The following is a 16,999-nucleotide window of genomic DNA, read 5'->3' on the forward strand; positions in this document are numbered from 1 at the left end:
ATGGAAAAATTGGTACAAATTTGGAGAGAAAGTTTAATATTTAGGTTTTTGAATTCCTTAGAAATTAATATAAAATCTAAAATTGAACCCATAATTACTACATCGTTCTTTTTCCCCTTTTTCCATTTTGTTTTGGAATATTATCTTTATATTTTCCTATTTTTACTTCCTTTTTTATCATCAGGAAAAATAGCTATTGGGATTTTTATAGCTTTTGTCTTATGGTTGGTTGATACGTTCTTGGCAAAGGATAGGAGATTTTTTGAGACTCTTGATACTTTTACTTTGCTCTATATTATATTTATGTTGATAAACCTTGCATCGACCTTTTTCTCACCTTATTTAGTGCCTGCTATAAAAGGTTATTTAAAGTTTTGTGTCTATTTTGGTTTATTTTTGGTCTTTAGGGATGTATTTAAAGATAAGGAAAAGATTAAAAGAGCTTTATTTGTTATACTTTTTTCTACTTTTTTATTATCTTTATACTGTTTGTATCAATGGATAATAAAAGTTCCTCCCCTTGCAGGTTGGGAGGATGTTGAATTTGTTGGTGAGAATGTAACCAGGGTTTATGGGACTCTTCAAAATCCAAATCTTCTTGGTGGTTATCTCATTGGTGTTTTTCCTTTTATTCTTTCTTCCATTTTTATTTTTAAATTTAAGAGTGTACCTATCTTTGCAACTTTGCTTTCTTTTCTATCTATAATTTGGACTTATTCAAGGGGAGCTTATTTGGGCTTTCTGTTTTCCATGCTTGTATATTTTTACTTTATTTTTAGGATTATTTGGGGTTATTTAACTAAAAAGCAAAGAAAAATCATATTTGCTTTTATCATTTTGCTGTTTTTTGTGGGACTTGGAATTTTAATTAAGTCTTCTTATCTTCAAAAAAGAATACTTTCAGCTTTTACATTGTGGGGACATTCTTCAAATGCTACAAGAATCGTAATATGGCAGAGATCTTTCAAAATATTTAGGGATTTCTTCTTGACGGGAATAGGTCTTGGTAATGACGTCTTTAGAAGAGTCTATGCTTTTTATATGGAACCAAGGTTTACAGCTCTTGCCTCTTATAATCTTTTTATGGAGATAGGGATTGAGGGTGGTATATTTGCCCTTTTGGTTTTTCTCTTGATGCTTTATTATCTTTTTAGTAGGTTTATTAGAAAATACAATCTATGGAACTTGGATTATAAGGTAATTGGAATAACTGCTTTTGCTTCAATTGTTGCTCCTCTTTTTCATGGTTTTGTAGATACTATTTGGTATAGACCTTACCCGCAAATAATTTTTTGGTTTTCTGTTAGCATAATTATAAACTTATTCAAAGAAAATAAAGAGTCAAAAGTTTTGCTTTTTAACCTGGGTGGATTAGGAGATCAAATTCTCTTTCTTCCTGTTATAAAAGCCATTAAAGAAAAACTTAATCCTAAGATCACCATAATAACGGAAAGAAGGGGCAGAAAAATTTATGATATTTTAAGAATGAATGTAATAGAATTTAATCCTAAGGAAAAGCTATCTTTAAAAGATACATTGTATCTCATAGCAAAGTTACATAGGGAGAACTATGATTTGTCGATTTCTACAGGCAAATCTCCTTTTGTACCTATTTTTATGTATCTTGTAGGTGCACCTGTAAGGGCTGGTTATTATGAGAATCCATTAAGTTTTCTATACACCCATAAGGCATCTTCTAAGAGGAATGAATATATGGCAAGAGTTCATTTTAGACTGGTAGAGGCAATTTTTAAGGACGTCTCTTACTCCAATCCTGAATTAGAGCTTTCAGAGGATATAAAAGAAGAGACAAAGAAGAATACTGAAAAATACAATCTAAGACCTTTCGAATATGTCTTACTTCACCCAGGAATAAGTAAGATGAGTATTAAAAGAGGAATAGATAGAAGATGGCCTATGGAGAATTGGATAGAATTAATAAAAAGGTTAAAAGAGAACGATATTGAGCATGTAATTATATATGGGCCTGATGAAGAAGATAGTATAAGGGATCTAAAGGAGGAGCTTCCAAATAGTAAATTCGTTTCTCCTAAATCGTTAGAAGAATTTCTGGGATGGATATATTATTCTAAAGTTATGGCATGTTTAGACTCTGCACCTTTACATCTCGGTGTCGCTCTTAAAAAGCCTATCGTTGCTCTTTTTGGACCTACAAATCCTATGGAGATTGTGCCTATGGAGCCTATTTACCAAGTAGTGAAAATAGATCTTCCTTGCGAACCCTGTCTTTGGGATAAAAGAAAAAGAGTTTGCGAAGCCTTAGATTGTATGAAGATTCCTGTAGATTTGGTGTGGGAAAAGTTAATGATCTTTATAAAGGGTTAAAATTCTGTTTATTATTTGAGTTGTGGAGAATCCCTCTAAAAGTGGAACTATAATGACTTTTCCGCCATAACTTTTTACAATTTTTGCCTCAGGGAGATCTTCTTCTTTATAATCTCCTCCTTTTACATGAATATGAGGTTTGATGGTTCTTATTATATTTTCTGGGGTTTCTTCATCAAAAAGTACTGTGTAATCAACACATTCTAAGCTGGATATTATTTTCAATCTGCTTTTTTCGTCAAAGATAAGTTTTTTTTCTCCTTTGATTTTTTTTACAGATTCATCACTGTTGATACCAACTATCAAGATATCTCCAAGACTTTTAGCTTTTTCAAGGAGGGTGATATGACCTGGGTGTAGTATTTCGAAACAACCATTAGTAAAAACTATAATTTTATTCTCTTTCCTTAAATTATCGGCTATTTCTGATATCTCTTCTTTTGTTTTGATTTTTCTCTCAGAATTCCACATAATTTTTATCTATTTTTATATTTTGAGGAATTACTTGCACAATTTCTTCAGGAGTCACAGTACTAGTTCCTAATTTTCTCACCACTACACTAGCAGCAAAATTTGATATGAGAGCAGCTTCGAGAGAGTTTGCTCCACAAGATAGGGCTAAGGATAATGCAGATATTACAGTATCTCCAGCTCCTGTCACATCTCTAACCTCTACCTTAAGGGCAGGAATGTAATAGTAGGAATCTTTTTGATAAAGAAGCATTCCTTTTTCTCCTCTTGTAATGATTATTCCTTCCCCTTCTATTATTTCTAAGAGCTTTTGAGCACAAGATATGATATCAAAGTTTTCCTCCATGTCTGTGGCAATCTTTGCCTCTTTTTCGTTAGGGGTGATGTAGTTTACTCCTTTGTACTTGGTAAAATCTTTTCCCTTCGGATCTGTTAATATTTTTTTACCTTTAGCTTTGGCAAGGTCAATAACCTTTTTTGTAAAAGAGGGTGTAAGTACTCCTTTTGCATAATCCGAAAGGAGAAAAAGATCTATTTTGTCAATATTTTCCTCAACTTTTTTTAGTAAGTTTATCTCTATTTCCCCCTTTATAGGGTGTCTTTTTTCTCTATCCATTCTTACTACTTGTTGACTTAGTGCAATAAGTCTTGTCTTAGTAGTTGTAGGTCGTTCTTTATCTTTTATCATAAAGTTTTCTATTTCTTTTTGTTGAAGAAGATTTAAAATTTTTTCTGCTCCCTGATCATCTCCTACTACTCCAAAAAGGATAGGCTCTCCTCCGAGGCTTTTTATGTTATTAGCTACATTTCCTGCCCCTCCAAGCACATATTTTTCTTCTTCAATTTCTAAAATAGGGACAGGAGCCTCAGGCGAGATTCTTTCAATCTTCCCTATGATGTATTCATCGATCATAATGTCACCTATTACTGCGATTCTTTTTCCTTTCCAAGATTGAGTTATTTCTAAGAGTCTTTCTCTAATATCCATTTTGCTGCCTCCAATAAGTTTTTGGCTGAAAAATCAGCAAGAGGATCCTCCTTCCCTAATATTATGGTTTTACATCCAGCTTTTTTACCTGCTTCTACATCACTACTTTTGTCTCCAATCATATAAGATTTTTCTAAATCTATATTCCAATCTTTTGCTGCTTGAAGTAACATTCCTGGGTTTGGTTTTCTGCATTCTCCCTCAAGATAAGGACAATAATAAAAATCATCTATATAGACTTCCTCTTTTGACAGAGTGTAGTATAAGTATCTATGGAATTTATCTACATCTTCTGTAGTATAGTAACCTCTCTCTACTCCAGACTGATTAGTCACTACAATAATTAGAAATTTCTTTTGTAATAGTTTTAGAGCCTCTATCACATAGGGTAAAATTATCAGATCTTCTGGTTTATAAACATAACCTTTGTCTTCATTTATAGTCCCATCTCTATCAAGGAAAATAGCACGATTTTTAGATGGGAATAATTCTTCTTCTATTAGATCACATAAGATATGTCCTATGGTAATATGGGCTTCTTGAATATGGGGGGTCATGTGAAAGGGTACAACAATAGAGATATCAGCATATTTAATCATCTCTCCTCCGTTTTTTCCAGAGAGAGCTATGGTTGTTCCTTTAAGTTCTTTTGCTTTTTTTAAGGCTTTTACTACATTAGGAGAATTTCCTGATGTGCTTATCCCAATGACCACATCTTCTTCTTCTAAAAGAGCTTCAACCTGTCTTTCAAATACCTCATCGAATCCGTAATCATTAGATATAGAGGTAAGATTTGAAGAGTTTGTGGTAAGGGCGATGGCAGGAATGCCTTTTCTCTCTTTTAGAAATCTTCCTACAAGTTCTGCAACTATGTGCTGAGCATCTGCAGCGCTTCCCCCGTTTCCAAAAATAAGTACTTTTTTACCTTTTTTGTACTTTTCCACAATCATCTTTGCAGCCTTTTTGATATCGGGTAGTAGATATTCTTCTACAAGTTTTAAGGTAAAGTTATGTTTCTTGAGTCTAACTTTTATTCTTTCTTCCATTATTGCCTTCCTACTCCTTTATAAATAAATCCCATCTCTTTTATGGTTTTAGGATCGAGTAGGTTTACTCCATCAATTATTATAGGGGTTTTCATTACATCTTTTATTTTTCTAAAATCTAATTCTTTAAACTCTTTCCATCCTGTGAGGATAACAAGACAATTGGAGTCTTTAGCTACATCGTAGGGATTATCATAATACTCAATATCTTGAATTTCTTTTTTTGCCTCATCTATTCCTAATGGATCATAAGCTTTAATTTTCGCTCCATCATTCTTAAGCATTTTTATTATTCTTAGAGCCAATGAATTCCTTACATCATTTGTATCAGGTTTGAAGGTGAGTCCTAATATACCTATGGTTTGATTATCTAAAAATTCCCCTAAGAAGAATTTGATTTTATAGATGATTTGTCTTATTTGATGCTCATTTTTTTCAAAAATACTTATAAGTAGACTTGGGTGATATCCCTCTTTTTCTGCCATTTTAATAAGGCCCATAAGATCTTTTCCTAAGCATGGTCCTCCAAATCCAATACCAGGCTGTAGATAATCTTTTCCTATTCTTTTGTCATATTTCATTCCTTCGATAACTTCTTTTATGTCAATTCCAAATTTTTCTGCAATATTTGCAATCTCATTTATGAAAGATATCCTCATGGCAAGAAAAGCGTTAGATGCGTATTTTATTAATATAGCAGCATTGGGGGATGTTACCACAATGGGAGCGTTTAATGGAAGGAAAACTTCTTTTAACTTTTCAATGGTTTCAGGGTTTTCTGCTCCTATAACTATACGAGATGGGTTGAAAAAGTCGTAAACTGCATTTCCTTCTCTTAAAAACTCTGGAACAACAGCCAGTTCGAAATCTTGATCCTTACGTTTACCATATTTTTCAAATATTAGAGTTATCTTTTCTAAAGTTCCTATTGGAACAGTGCTTTTTATTGCTATTATTTTTTTATCCTTTATATTCTGAGCAAGATTCTCAGAGACTGATATTATTTGGGAAAGATCTACATTTCCATCTTCTTTAGGAGGAGTATTTACACATACAAAAATAATTTCTGAGTTTTCTAAAAGTTCTTGAATATTTGTGGTAAATGTTATTCTCTTATTTTCTATATTTCTCTTTAATAGTTCATCTATATTCTTCTCTTTAATTGGAGAGATGCCGTTTTTTAGTTTTTCGATTTTTTCATAGTCTACATCGAAGCAGGTTACTTTATTACCAAAATCAGCAAGACCAAGACCTGTTACAAGTCCTATATATCCTGTTCCTACAATACCTATCTTTCTCAATGTTTCCTCCTTCAATGGTTTTTTCCTTAAAGATTTTATCACAAAATTTTTACTCTGTTCTACTCATCCTCCACTCTTGTCTATCTGGTGAGATGGATCTTAATTTCTCTATTGTGTTCTCCAAAACTTTTATGGTATAATCCAAGTCTTCCTTCTGGGTATATAAACCTATAGTAAATCTTATAGATCCTTGGGCGAGTTTGGCTGGTAATTTAATGGCGGAGAGAACGTGGGATGGTTCTAAAGATTTGGAACTGCAAGCAGATCCTGTGGATACTGCAATTCCTTCTAAATCTAAGTGGAGAAGAAGAGTTTCTCCTTCTATTTGGGCAAAGCTAAAATTTATATTATTAGGAAGTCGGTTTACTCTAGGGCCGTTTAGATAAACCTCTGGAATTCTTTTCTCTACTTGATTTATAAAGTAGTCTCTAAGCTCTGTTAAGCGTTTTTGTTCTCTCTCCATTTCAGAAATAGCTAATTCCAAAGCTTTTCCCATCCCTATTATTCCTGCTACATTTTCTGTTCCAGCTCTTTTATTGTTTTCTTGAGATCCTCCATGAATTATAGGTTCAATTCTGGTTCCTTTTCTTATATATAGGGCTCCAATTCCTTTAGGACCATAGAATTTGTGGGCAGATAGAGAAAGAAGATCTACTCCAAGATCATTCACGTTTACTGGTATATGGCCTACTGTTTGTACAGCATCAGTATGAAAATAGATATCATGTTCCTTTGCAATATTAGAGATCTCCCTGATAGGTTCAATGGTTCCGATCTCATTATTAGCATGCATTATAGATATTAATATAGTGTCTTTTCTTATAGCTTTTTTAAGATCGTCTGGGTCTACGTATCCTTCTTTATCTACAGGGAGGTAGGTTATTTCAAATCCTATTTTTTCAAGAAAATGACAGGGCTCCAATACAGCGTGATGCTCAATTTGACTTGTGATTATATGTCTTCCTTTATGAGATAAAGCAAAAGCAACACCTTTAATAGCCATATTGTTTGACTCTGTTCCACCACTGGTAAAGATTATCTCGTCGGATTCTGCTCCGATTGCTTTTGCTATTTTTTCTCTTGCTTCTTCTATAGCCTTTTTTACCTCTCTTCCAAAGTTATGAATACTGGATGGGTTTCCAAATTTTTCCTTTAGAAAGAGTTTCATTTCCTCGTAAACTTCTTTTCTTATAGGAGTTGTGGCTGCGTAATCTAAATATACTTTTCTTTTCATTTAATTAGCCTCCTTTTAAAGGCAAGATAATTTAGTGTAAATTCTATTTCAAGTTTTAGTCAAATAAAAGTGAAAGGCACGTGGTCAGGACATAGGTACCACTTTTAAGGAATAAAGATAAATTCTTTGTAAATAGACCATATTGAGAAAGAAGATCTTCCATAAGAATAACAGGGAAAGAAAATATATGAGGATGAACAAGAAAATTAGAAGAGATTAACTTCTCATAAGGAGTTTTACCATCCATACCAATTCCAAAACTTGGTCTTGCTATGTTCCATGTATCCTGCCATCTCTGAGCTTTAACAAGAAACTCTTTTACATTTTTACATCTTTCTGCATGAATACCAAGGAAATACTCATCATCCTGCCTATGAGAATTCTCAACTATACCCATAAGATATTTAGCTCCTTTCGGTATTGGTTTTAGCTCTACAATCTTTCACTTCCTAAACAGAACTCCTCACCATTATCTACTCTTATACTTATTTTATGCCTCACATTATGAGCTCTCCACCACAAAACCACAAAGATAATAAAAGAGTAAGCAGTGAATCTTGTTCTTGTTTTAACATCAATAATATTCCATTCATACTGAGGTAGATTAAACTTAACCAAATGATTATACACATCAGTAGGAAGAGAATTTTTATCAAGGAGCTTTTTTTGATAGTATTTTCAGAGATAGATAGGGAATATTTTCTTAGGATAAGAGCTTTAAGTCTTCTATAGGAGAAGCCAGTTCTTTTAGCCTTGAGAGTTATCAAGTTTTCGAGGGAAGGAGGAGTTTTATTAGGAGAGGAATGAGGTTTTTTAGGTAGGTCATGAAGAGGGCCATTTATAGCTCTTATTACAATTTCTCTTGTCTTTTCAGGAGACAAATTTCTAATTTCGTGATAAGATAAGATCATAGGCTGTATCCTCCTCCTTGGAAAGGATTAAGAGATCTAAAGAAAGTGAGATTTAATTTCTTAATTATACCAAGGAGAAGGGATACAGCCTCAATTCTTTTTATCTTCTTATCTTCATTATTATTCCTATATTCCTCATACTGGTACCTATTTCCATACCTATGTGGTCTATGTGGTGTGAAATATGTTGACCATATTCTTTATTTTTGATAAAAAAATTATTATGGAGAATGTAAATGTTTCGCTTGTAATACCAGTTAAAGATGAGGAGGGCACTTTAGAAACTCTATATGAGAAAATCTTAGAAGTCCTTGAATCTTTGAACCTTTCCTTTGAAATCCTTTTTATTGATGATGGTAGTACTGATAGATCCTTTGATATTATGAAGCAATTGTCTCAAAGAGATTCTAGGGTTAAGGTAGTTAGATTTAGAAGAAATTTTGGAAAAGCTGCAGCACTCTCTTGTGGTTTTGAAAAAGCAAAAGGAGAGATTATTATAACTATGGATGCAGATTTGCAAGATGATCCGAAGGAAATTCCAAAGTTTATTGATTTGATCAATAATGGATATGATGTAGTTTCTGGATGGAAGAAGGATCGAAAAGATCCTTGGAGTAAAAAGATTCCTTCTAAAATATTTAATAAGATTACTGCTTGGCTTACAGGAGTTAATATTCATGATTTTAATTGTGGATTTAAGGCTTATAGAAATGAGGTTGTGAAGAATCTTGATATATATGGAGAACTCTACAGATATATTCCTGCCTTAGCCTACAGTAAGGGGTTTAGGATTGGGGAGGTAGTAGTAGAACATCATCCTAGGATTTATGGAAGATCAAAGTATGGATGGGAAAGATTAATAAAAGGTTTCTTGGATTTATTTACCGTAGTTTTCCTCACAAGATTTTTAAAGCGTCCTATGCATTTTTTTGGAGGATTAGGGCTTCTGTTCTTTATAGTTGGGTTCCTTATAAATTTAGGTTTAACCATATATAAATATACCACTGGAGCTCTAATAGGAAGTAGACCTTTACTTCTTTTTGGAGTACTTTTAATGATCTTAGGAGTTCAATTTTTATCCATAGGTCTTCTTGGAGAGATGATAAATAATGTTACTCATGGAAGAAAAAAGGAATATTTGATCTCAGAGGAGATTGGTTTTGAGTAATGTATACTTTAAAGTTATTATTGAGGAGATTCCAAGGCTTCTTGGACTTCTGGATAAAAATCCTGTAAGTCCTACCTTTGGTTCCTTTGATAGAAATTATTGGCATTATAATATATCTGATTTTCCTTGTGCAAGATATCAAGAGGCAACTCTTACGTTAGCCCTTCTTTATGTTTTAAATTACGAGAAAAATCCTTATTATAATTCAGAGGGCATTTTAGGTTTTATAAATGGAGGGGTTAATTTTTGGCGTAAAATTCAGAGGGGGAATGGATCTTTTGATGAGTGGTATCCCTATGAGGGTAGTTTTGTGGCTACTGCTTTTTCTACCTATGCTATCTCGGAGGTTTTACTTCTTCTAAAAGATAAGATAGAAAACTTTGAAGAAGCTTTGAGATCTGTTAAGAAAGCTGTAGATTTTCTCTCTGCTAATGTGGATTATACTGCCTGTAATCAGGAGGCTGGGGCTATTCTCACAATATATAATTATTATCTGCTCTCTAATGAAGATAGATATAAAGAGCTGGCCTATAAAAGGTTAGTCAGCTTTTATAAGCTACAGAAGGAAGAAGGATGGTTTCCTGAGTATGGAGGACCAGATGTAGGGTATTTATCTCTTACCATAGATTATCTTGCTAAATTATATGAAAAGTCTAATTGGGATATTATTAGGGAGATGATGGATAAAGCTATAGGTTTTTTGTATTATTTTTCTCATCCTGATGGAAGTTTTGGGGGTGAATATGGATCGAGAAATACTAAGTACATAATTCCTTCTGGAATAGAATTTGCTACTTCATGGAATAAGAAGGCTGGTTATATAGCATTTAATTTAAGAAAGGCTCTCTCGGAAAAGAGCACTATAGGTCCTTATAATTTGGATGATAGATATCTTGCTTATATTGGTTATACTTATCTTCAGGCATCTTTATATTACAAGGAAGATTTGGAGATTGAGGGGAGAGAAAGATACATAGATAAGTATTTTAATCAAAGTGGGATATGGGTTTTTTCTAATGATAATTTTTATCTTGTTTCTAATTTTAAAAAGGGTGGGGTGTTAAAGGCTAATTTTAAAAATGGTTATCTTTTGAAAGATAGTGGAGTCGTGGTGAAGATAAGAAACAAAGTTTATGCCTCTTCTTGGCTTAATCCTGAGGAAGAAGTAATTAGCGAAGATAGAGGTTATAAGGTGTTTAGAGAGTTGAAATTATTAACTTTTCCTAAGATGAGTATAATTAAAAACATATTTTTGAGGATTTTTCAGTCTTTATTTGGAAGATTTAACTTTGTGAATAAAATAACAAAGAAGTTATTGAGAGATATCCTAATCTCAAAACAAAAATCCTCTGGGGTAAAATTCTTCAGGGTTATTAGAGTGTTTGATGATAAGCTTGAAATAGAAGATGTAATAATCTCGTCAGAGAAAATTAGTAAGGTGTTTTGTGGTATGGAAAATCCTTATATTTTTATTCCTTCTTCAAGATATTTTGAAATTGGAGACTTAAATAGATATTATCACCAGTTTGAAGTAGGTTCAAAAAGGGTAACAATTAGGAGGGTTTTTAATGAGAAAGGAAAAGAAGAATTTAGTTATAAACTTGATTAAGCTAATATTAACTTTTTTAATATTTTGGGTTATTTTTAAAAGAGTTCCTTTTAATTCCTTATTTGAAGTTATAAAAGGGACAAGGTTTTTTTATTTTATTCCTGTCTTTTTGTTGGGTGTAGGTTTTACAATTTTTAAGATCTATAAATGGCATCTTTTGTTGTCATCGGTAGAAGATGTTAATTTTTCAAGGTCTGTGGATAGTTATTTTATTGGAATGTCTCTTGGAATTGTTACTCCTGGTAGAATTGGGGAAGTTGGAAGGATAAGTAATATAAATAAAAAATTAGAAGGTTTAGGTATTGCTCTTTGGGATAAAATTTTCGATCTTTATATAGTACTGCTTCTTGCTCTACCTGGAGTTTATTACTTCAGAGGATTTTTAGTTGGTATTTTATATACTTTCTTTTTAATAGCAATTTTCTTTATTTTAATAAGACCTCAATACCTCGATTTTTTAAAGAAAATTCCTATCCTCAAAAATTATCCTCAAATTATTGATGGTTTAAAGGTTATTAAGCTAAAAACTCTGATAATCAATCTTATTATTACTTTCATGGCTTATTTTCTTGTTATTATAGAGGGATATTTTTTGGGTATGGCGTTCAATATGGAAAACTTCTTTGCCTTTTTATATGGATATCCTCTTGTGATGTTAGTAAATTTAATCCCTATAACTATAGCAGGGCTTGGTATAAGGGAGGGTACTGCTATTTTAATTTTGGATAAGTTTTCTGTACCTTCAAATATTGCATTTAATGTCTCTTTTTTGATATTCCTTATAAATACTGCATTGCCTGCTATTTTAGGTATTTTTGCTATGTATTTATGGGAGATAAAAAAGAGTATCTATAAAACTGATTTATGGGCTTATCTTATTACTTTTATAGGTGGATTTTTAAGATTCTATAAGATTGGAGTAAGAAGTATATGGATAGATGAGGCTATAACTGCTCAGGTATCGGGGATGGGTGTGAAGGATATTATTTTAAACAGAGCTTCTACTGGTATCCATCCACCTCTTTATTTTATTCTTATGCACTTTTGGATAAAGATTTTTGGAGACTCAGAAATTGCTATTAGGTCTTTATCAGCTATTTTTGGTATTTTGTGTATTTTTATGATATATAAGCTTGCCTCAAAAATTTTTGATAAGTTAACAGGACTTATCTCTGCTTTTATTTTTGCTTTTTCGCCTTTTTATGTGTATTTTGGACAAGAGGCAAGGATGTATCCCATGGTAACTTTTCTTATACTTCTTTCTCTGTATTATCTTCTCAAAGGGATAGATAAGGGTAAAAATATTATTCTTATTACAATTTCCAATATTCTTATGCTGTATACTCATATTTTTTCAGCCTTTGTAGTCCTTTCTGAAAATCTCTTTGTCTTTATTACTAATTTTAAAAACAAAAAGGTTCTAAAAAAGTGGATTATTGCTCAGTTTATAATTTTGCTCTTTATTTTACCTTGGTTATATGTAATCATTCAAAATAGAACTCCAGAAGTTTATCAAGGAGCCCAGAAGGTTTCTTTGACTAATCTTGGTTATACATTTTTAGAGATAAATCTTGGGGCTGGAAGGGCAGTCTTTAGAAACAAAATCCTTATTGCATCCCTCTTCTTGCTTATTTTTATTATTGGATTTTTGCCTCCTTGGGAAAAGAAAAGAGAAATTCTTCTTTTATTTTTGTACCTTTTTGTGCCTATATTGCTTTTGTTGCTTCTCTCATTGAGGAAGAGTTTCTTTAGTGCTCGATACATTTCTATGTTTATCCCTGGATATGTAATATTTCTTGGAAGAGGTATTAGGAGGTTTAAGCACTATTCTTTAATATTTTTAATTGTTATGGGATTACTTTCAATATACGCTTTAGGGTTAAATTACTATTATAGCAATCTTGCTAACCTGAACCGTCCATGGAGAGATGCGGTAAGATATATACATGAAAATGTGGGAGGGGAAAAAGTCTTTATTTTTGCTCCTTACATGTGGAGACCCTTTGAATACTATAATAGAGGAAAGATAAGCTATGAAACTTTGCATATCTCTCAATTAGAGAATAAATTAAAAGGCTTATCTTCTGGCGAAAGATTTTGGATGATCATTGCAAATCATGAAATAGAGGATCCTGAAGGAAAAGTTATAAGCCTTTTGGAAAATAAATTTATTCCTCTAAAAGAGGTTAGATATTATAGGATTATTATTAAGCAGTATAAAGTGCCAGAAGGCTAATCTGTTTTGATTAGAAGCATGCCTCTATCATAGTTCATTATCTCTTCAAGATCTTTTTTGTATTCTTTGAAATTTTGAACAGGTATTAGTATTTCTTTCTGAACAAACACTCTTTTTAGGTGTAATATATTTTCTTTTCTTTCCACTTGTACAAGATAGCTTATCCAATCATTTTCTTTTATTATCTCTGTGATGGTTGTAGTTATGTTTACTCCTTTGGGAATTTTTATGGTGATATCTTCTACCTCTTTATAAGGTAAGTAGTATTCTATGTCATAAACTCTTTCTTCTTTTGATATCTCCTCTGCAGAATTTATGCTGGTAAATGGGAACATTTTAATTAGGTTTATATCTTTTTTATTAGATATTAGATATGGATTTTCAAATCTTAGTTTGATTAATAAAGGCTCCTCTAGGTTAGATAGGTTTTGTATATCCCAATCTGTTAATTTGGAATTGGGGATGTAATAATTCAAAAGCCTGGATAAGAAGTTTTCCTTTTGAAGAGTAGTCATAGTCTTTAAATAGTAGCGGTAATAGTTTGCAAAATAACCTGTAAGATTTATTAGTACTTCTGCTAATAATTTTCCATCTTCTATGTTAATTTCTATATCATATCTTCTCAAGTTATCTTCGGGCTTGCTCATAGGGATTTTGGTAAATAGTGGTTTACCATCTATAATTATCATTGCGTCTGCCCCTTGATCCATCATAGGAACTTCTCCAAAGGGAACATCTTCTGCGGTTCCATCTAAGAAAAGATATGAGTTTTTATAAGGAAGGGCTACTATAGCGTGGTCAAACTGAAAACCTGGTAATTCTTTTTTAAGAGGTAAAGAGTATCTGGTAGAGACTAGAGTATAATAGGCTTTTATCCCTGCTTCTTTTAGCATGGTGAGAAGTAGAATTGCTTTGTCTTTGCAATCTCCATATTTAGCTTTAAAAATTTCTGGTGCACTGTGAGGCATTATTCCTCTTATCCCATATTCTAATCCCACATATCTTACTTGATTGGTTACAAAGTAATAAATACTTTTTATTTTCTCTTCCTCGGTTTTTGCACCTGAAGTTAGCTCTTTCACTTTTTCTTTTATGTTTTTGTCACTTCTGATCTGAGGGTAAGCAAGAGAATAATACCAATCTGCAAGGGATTCCCAGCTTTCAAAGGTGGTTATCCATAGTTGAGGTACTAATTTAGATGGATCTGGCATATAAGGTTCTTCTATGATTCCTGGTACATTTTCCATTTCCCATGTAAGTATCTTATACTCTTTATCTTCTTTTATTTGGGGTTCTATTTTACCATTGTATACTTTATATTTAAGGTCTATCTGGGAAGGAATTTTCAAAGTATATATACTTCTTAAAATAGGTATTTCATTTTGGAAGAAGAATATATCTTGGAAGTTTTTTCCAAATATACTTCTTGTGTACTCATCAATTACATAGAAACATTCAAGGATAGAACCTTTTTCTACTGATGGCATAGAGATTACAATTTGTCTTTGATCGGTGTAAAGAGGATAGTCACTTGCTATTGCAAAATCTTGTATGGAAGTTGCTTCTATTTCTTTACCATCAGGTTTTATGGTTCTTGCCCTTAATATTCTCACGTCTTCAAAGCTTGAATCGTAATTTATAAGTATTTCACCGTATTTTTCTTTTGCTTCATCTTTTAGAATTTTGATTATTTTATGGAATACTACTGTAAAGGAGCCATCTTTTTGCATTATCCTTTCTTGCCGATCTAATAAATATATGGCAGGAAAGTCTAAGAATTCTTCAGGAACCTTTTGGGTTATGTATTCTGATATGTCAGGTATTCTAATCTGCTCGCTTCTTAGGTAATTTAAATATTCTCTTATTCCTTTATAGGATGGGTCAATGGATATGGCTTTTTGATAAGATTCCATAGCAAGCTCTTTTTCGTCTTTTAAGTTATAGATTTCTGCCTCATAGATGAACGTTTCAGGATACAGATAAGTTATGTTTTTTGCTTTTTCTATTAATTTTTGAGCCTCATCTATTCTTTCTTGAGAAAGATATATACTTATAAGTTGACTATATGCCCATACATCGGTAGGATCCTTATCTATTAAATTTTTAGCTAAGGTTTCTACTATATCGTATTTATGTAGGTCCCTTGCGAGATAAAAGAGATTATAGAAAACTTCCCAGTTTTCCCAATTCATAGATAAAGCCTTCAAATAGTTTTCTATTGCTTTAAATGGCATGTTTCTTTTTTCATACATCTTACCCTTTAAAAAGTAGGTTTCTTGACTTTCTTTGTATTTTTTCTCTAAAGTACTTATTTGATCTTCTGATTCTTTGGTCCAAGAAAGAGCATTAAAGAGTCTTATAAGGAGGCTTCTTAAAAGAAATGAGTTTTCAGGTATATCTTCCTTTTCTAAGTATTTTAAGGCCTCTTCATATCTTCCATGCTCTAACTCATAAAGAGAGAGGTAGTAGAGATTTATTTTTAAATTTTTTGAGATAGAATAAGAATCAAGAAGATAGCTTTTTCCTAATTCTTCTTGGGAGTCTAAATAAATTTTTCCTAATATGAATTTTATAATACTGGAATTTTGCTTTATCTTTTCTGCTCTTTTAAGGTATTCTTCAGCTTCGTCTGTTAAACCCTTCTCGAATAGTAAAAATCCATAAAAAGTGTAAAAAATTTCAGAGGAATCACTTTCCTTTATGAGTTCTTTTTCTGGAGTTATTCTTTCAAAATATACTTGAGCTCTTTTGTAATTCTGTGGTACTAAGGAAATTTTAAGCCCTGGTATTTTGTTCCCTCTCGAATCAGTTACTCTTAAGAAGAAGCCAAAATCTCCTTCTTGATTACAGAGTTTTAGTAAAAGTTTGTGCCAGCCTGAAGAAAGCTTAGTCTTGTATATTTCTTGATTCCAAATTGCTCTTCTTTGAGTTTCTATCTGAGGGAAAGAAAAATCATCTAAAAAGAGTTTATAAGAGCTTGTAGTTCCTATTCTTATGTATATATCTTGATTTTGAGGTACATAAAAGTAGCACAGAGCATAAGAAACAGCCCACTGATTGGGGTAGATTAAGTTGTAAATACTTGTATAGGCATTTTTACCTCTCTCTTCAGGAGTAAACCATTTTATATCAATTCCATTCTTGCCTTGATATGTTTTTTCAAGATTTATTTCTTTTTCTGGAGGATACTCTTTATAAATGCCTGAATTTCCAATATTCTCAAAGGGACCTAAAAAGAGAAAGTCTTTTATAAATCCTTTTTCTTCAGAATACTTTTCTGCTTCTTGAACAAGATTTTGAGAAAGTAAGGCTTTCCAATACAAATATTCTAAATAAGAATTATTAAAATCTTTCTCTCTTAATAAAGTGATTAGTTCTTTGTATATGGGTAGGCTATCCCATAGGTCATATCCTAAAAGTCCTATCACCTGATGCCATGGAGAATTTGGTTTAATCTCTATAGACTTTTTCCAGTGTCTCCAAGCTTGAGATACGTTGTCTTCAAGAAGGTAAGTTATACTAAATAATACATTAGAATAGAAATCTTCATTAGAGGAATTTTTCAATAGTTCAAATTTATTCTCTAAAAGTAGATCTCCTAGTTTAGTAGTTTTAGCAAAGGGGGAAGTGAGTAAAATTAAAAGGAGAATTATTAAGCTAATGCTTATGTATGTCCTTTTTCTCATGAC

Annotated in this window: 10 protein-coding genes and 2 pseudogenes; 4 read left to right on the forward strand and 8 right to left on the reverse strand. The window is 32.1% G+C overall.

Annotated features, from left to right (window positions below):
- Positions 1 to 2,346, forward strand: coding sequence for a glycosyltransferase family 9 protein (locus DICTH_RS02620; protein WP_012547219.1), 2,346 nt, complete (start codon positions 1 to 3; stop codon positions 2,344 to 2,346).
- Here the strand turns inward: DICTH_RS02620 and rfaE2 are convergent.
- The 7 genes and pseudogenes from rfaE2 to DICTH_RS09835 all read right to left on the reverse strand — a co-directional run bounded on the left by rfaE2 (position 2,323) and on the right by DICTH_RS09835 (position 8,297).
- On the reverse strand, positions 2,323 to 2,817 hold the full coding sequence (rfaE2, locus tag DICTH_RS02625) for a D-glycero-beta-D-manno-heptose 1-phosphate adenylyltransferase (RefSeq protein WP_012548534.1): 495 nt from the start codon (positions 2,815 to 2,817) through the stop codon (positions 2,323 to 2,325). The genes DICTH_RS02620 and rfaE2 overlap by 24 nt on opposite strands.
- Positions 2,804 to 3,805: a D-glycero-beta-D-manno-heptose-7-phosphate kinase gene (gene rfaE1 / locus DICTH_RS02630; RefSeq protein ID WP_012548285.1), complete on the reverse strand. Its 1,002-nt coding sequence runs from the start codon at positions 3,803 to 3,805 to the stop codon at positions 2,804 to 2,806. Before rfaE1 ends, rfaE2 begins: the two co-directional genes overlap by 14 nt.
- Positions 3,781 to 4,305, reverse strand: coding sequence for a D-glycero-alpha-D-manno-heptose-1,7-bisphosphate 7-phosphatase (locus DICTH_RS10405; RefSeq protein ID WP_407919141.1), 525 nt, complete (start codon positions 4,303 to 4,305; stop codon positions 3,781 to 3,783). Before DICTH_RS10405 ends, rfaE1 begins: the two co-directional genes overlap by 25 nt.
- A pseudogene (gene gmhA, locus DICTH_RS10410) lies at positions 4,279 to 4,851 on the reverse strand (D-sedoheptulose 7-phosphate isomerase); the annotation flags it as partial. The pseudogene gmhA and the gene DICTH_RS10405, both read right to left, overlap by 27 nt.
- The gene (locus DICTH_RS02640) at positions 4,851 to 6,152 is read right to left on the reverse strand and encodes a UDP-glucose dehydrogenase family protein (protein ID WP_012547199.1); all 1,302 of its coding nucleotides are present in this window, start codon (positions 6,150 to 6,152) and stop codon (positions 4,851 to 4,853) included. The pseudogene gmhA and the gene DICTH_RS02640, both read right to left, overlap by 1 nt.
- A gap of 49 nt (positions 6,153 to 6,201) precedes the next feature.
- Positions 6,202 to 7,386: a cysteine desulfurase NifS gene (gene nifS / locus DICTH_RS02645; RefSeq protein ID WP_012547864.1), complete on the reverse strand. Its 1,185-nt coding sequence runs from the start codon at positions 7,384 to 7,386 to the stop codon at positions 6,202 to 6,204.
- Between the two features lie 55 nt (positions 7,387 to 7,441).
- A pseudogene (locus DICTH_RS09835) lies at positions 7,442 to 8,297 on the reverse strand (IS481 family transposase).
- A 184-nt stretch (positions 8,298 to 8,481) separates the two neighbouring features.
- Here DICTH_RS09835 and DICTH_RS02660 point away from each other — a divergent pair.
- The 3 genes from DICTH_RS02660 to DICTH_RS10055 are packed head-to-tail and all read left to right on the forward strand — an operon-like array spanning position 8,482 to position 13,310.
- Complete coding sequence (locus tag DICTH_RS02660) at positions 8,482 to 9,465, forward strand: glycosyltransferase family 2 protein (protein WP_012548229.1); 984 nt, start codon at positions 8,482 to 8,484, stop codon at positions 9,463 to 9,465.
- Positions 9,458 to 11,074, forward strand: a complete 1,617-nt coding sequence (locus DICTH_RS10095; protein ID WP_012547162.1) for a prenyltransferase/squalene oxidase repeat-containing protein — start codon at positions 9,458 to 9,460, stop codon at positions 11,072 to 11,074. Before DICTH_RS02660 ends, DICTH_RS10095 begins: the two co-directional genes overlap by 8 nt.
- Positions 11,034 to 13,310, forward strand: a complete 2,277-nt coding sequence (locus DICTH_RS10055) for a flippase-like domain-containing protein (RefSeq protein WP_012548770.1) — start codon at positions 11,034 to 11,036, stop codon at positions 13,308 to 13,310. The genes DICTH_RS10095 and DICTH_RS10055 overlap by 41 nt, the downstream gene beginning before the upstream one ends.
- Here the strand turns inward: DICTH_RS10055 and DICTH_RS02675 are convergent.
- Entirely contained in the window at positions 13,307 to 16,996 is a 3,690-nt protein-coding gene (locus DICTH_RS02675; RefSeq protein WP_012547423.1) for a DUF3857 domain-containing protein, read from the reverse strand. The genes DICTH_RS10055 and DICTH_RS02675 overlap by 4 nt on opposite strands.
- Positions 16,997 to 16,999: the final 3 nt, after the last annotated feature.

Origin of the sequence: Dictyoglomus thermophilum H-6-12 (assembly GCF_000020965.1) — a bacterium.
Taxonomy (GTDB): Bacteria; Dictyoglomota; Dictyoglomia; order Dictyoglomales; family Dictyoglomaceae; genus Dictyoglomus; species Dictyoglomus thermophilum.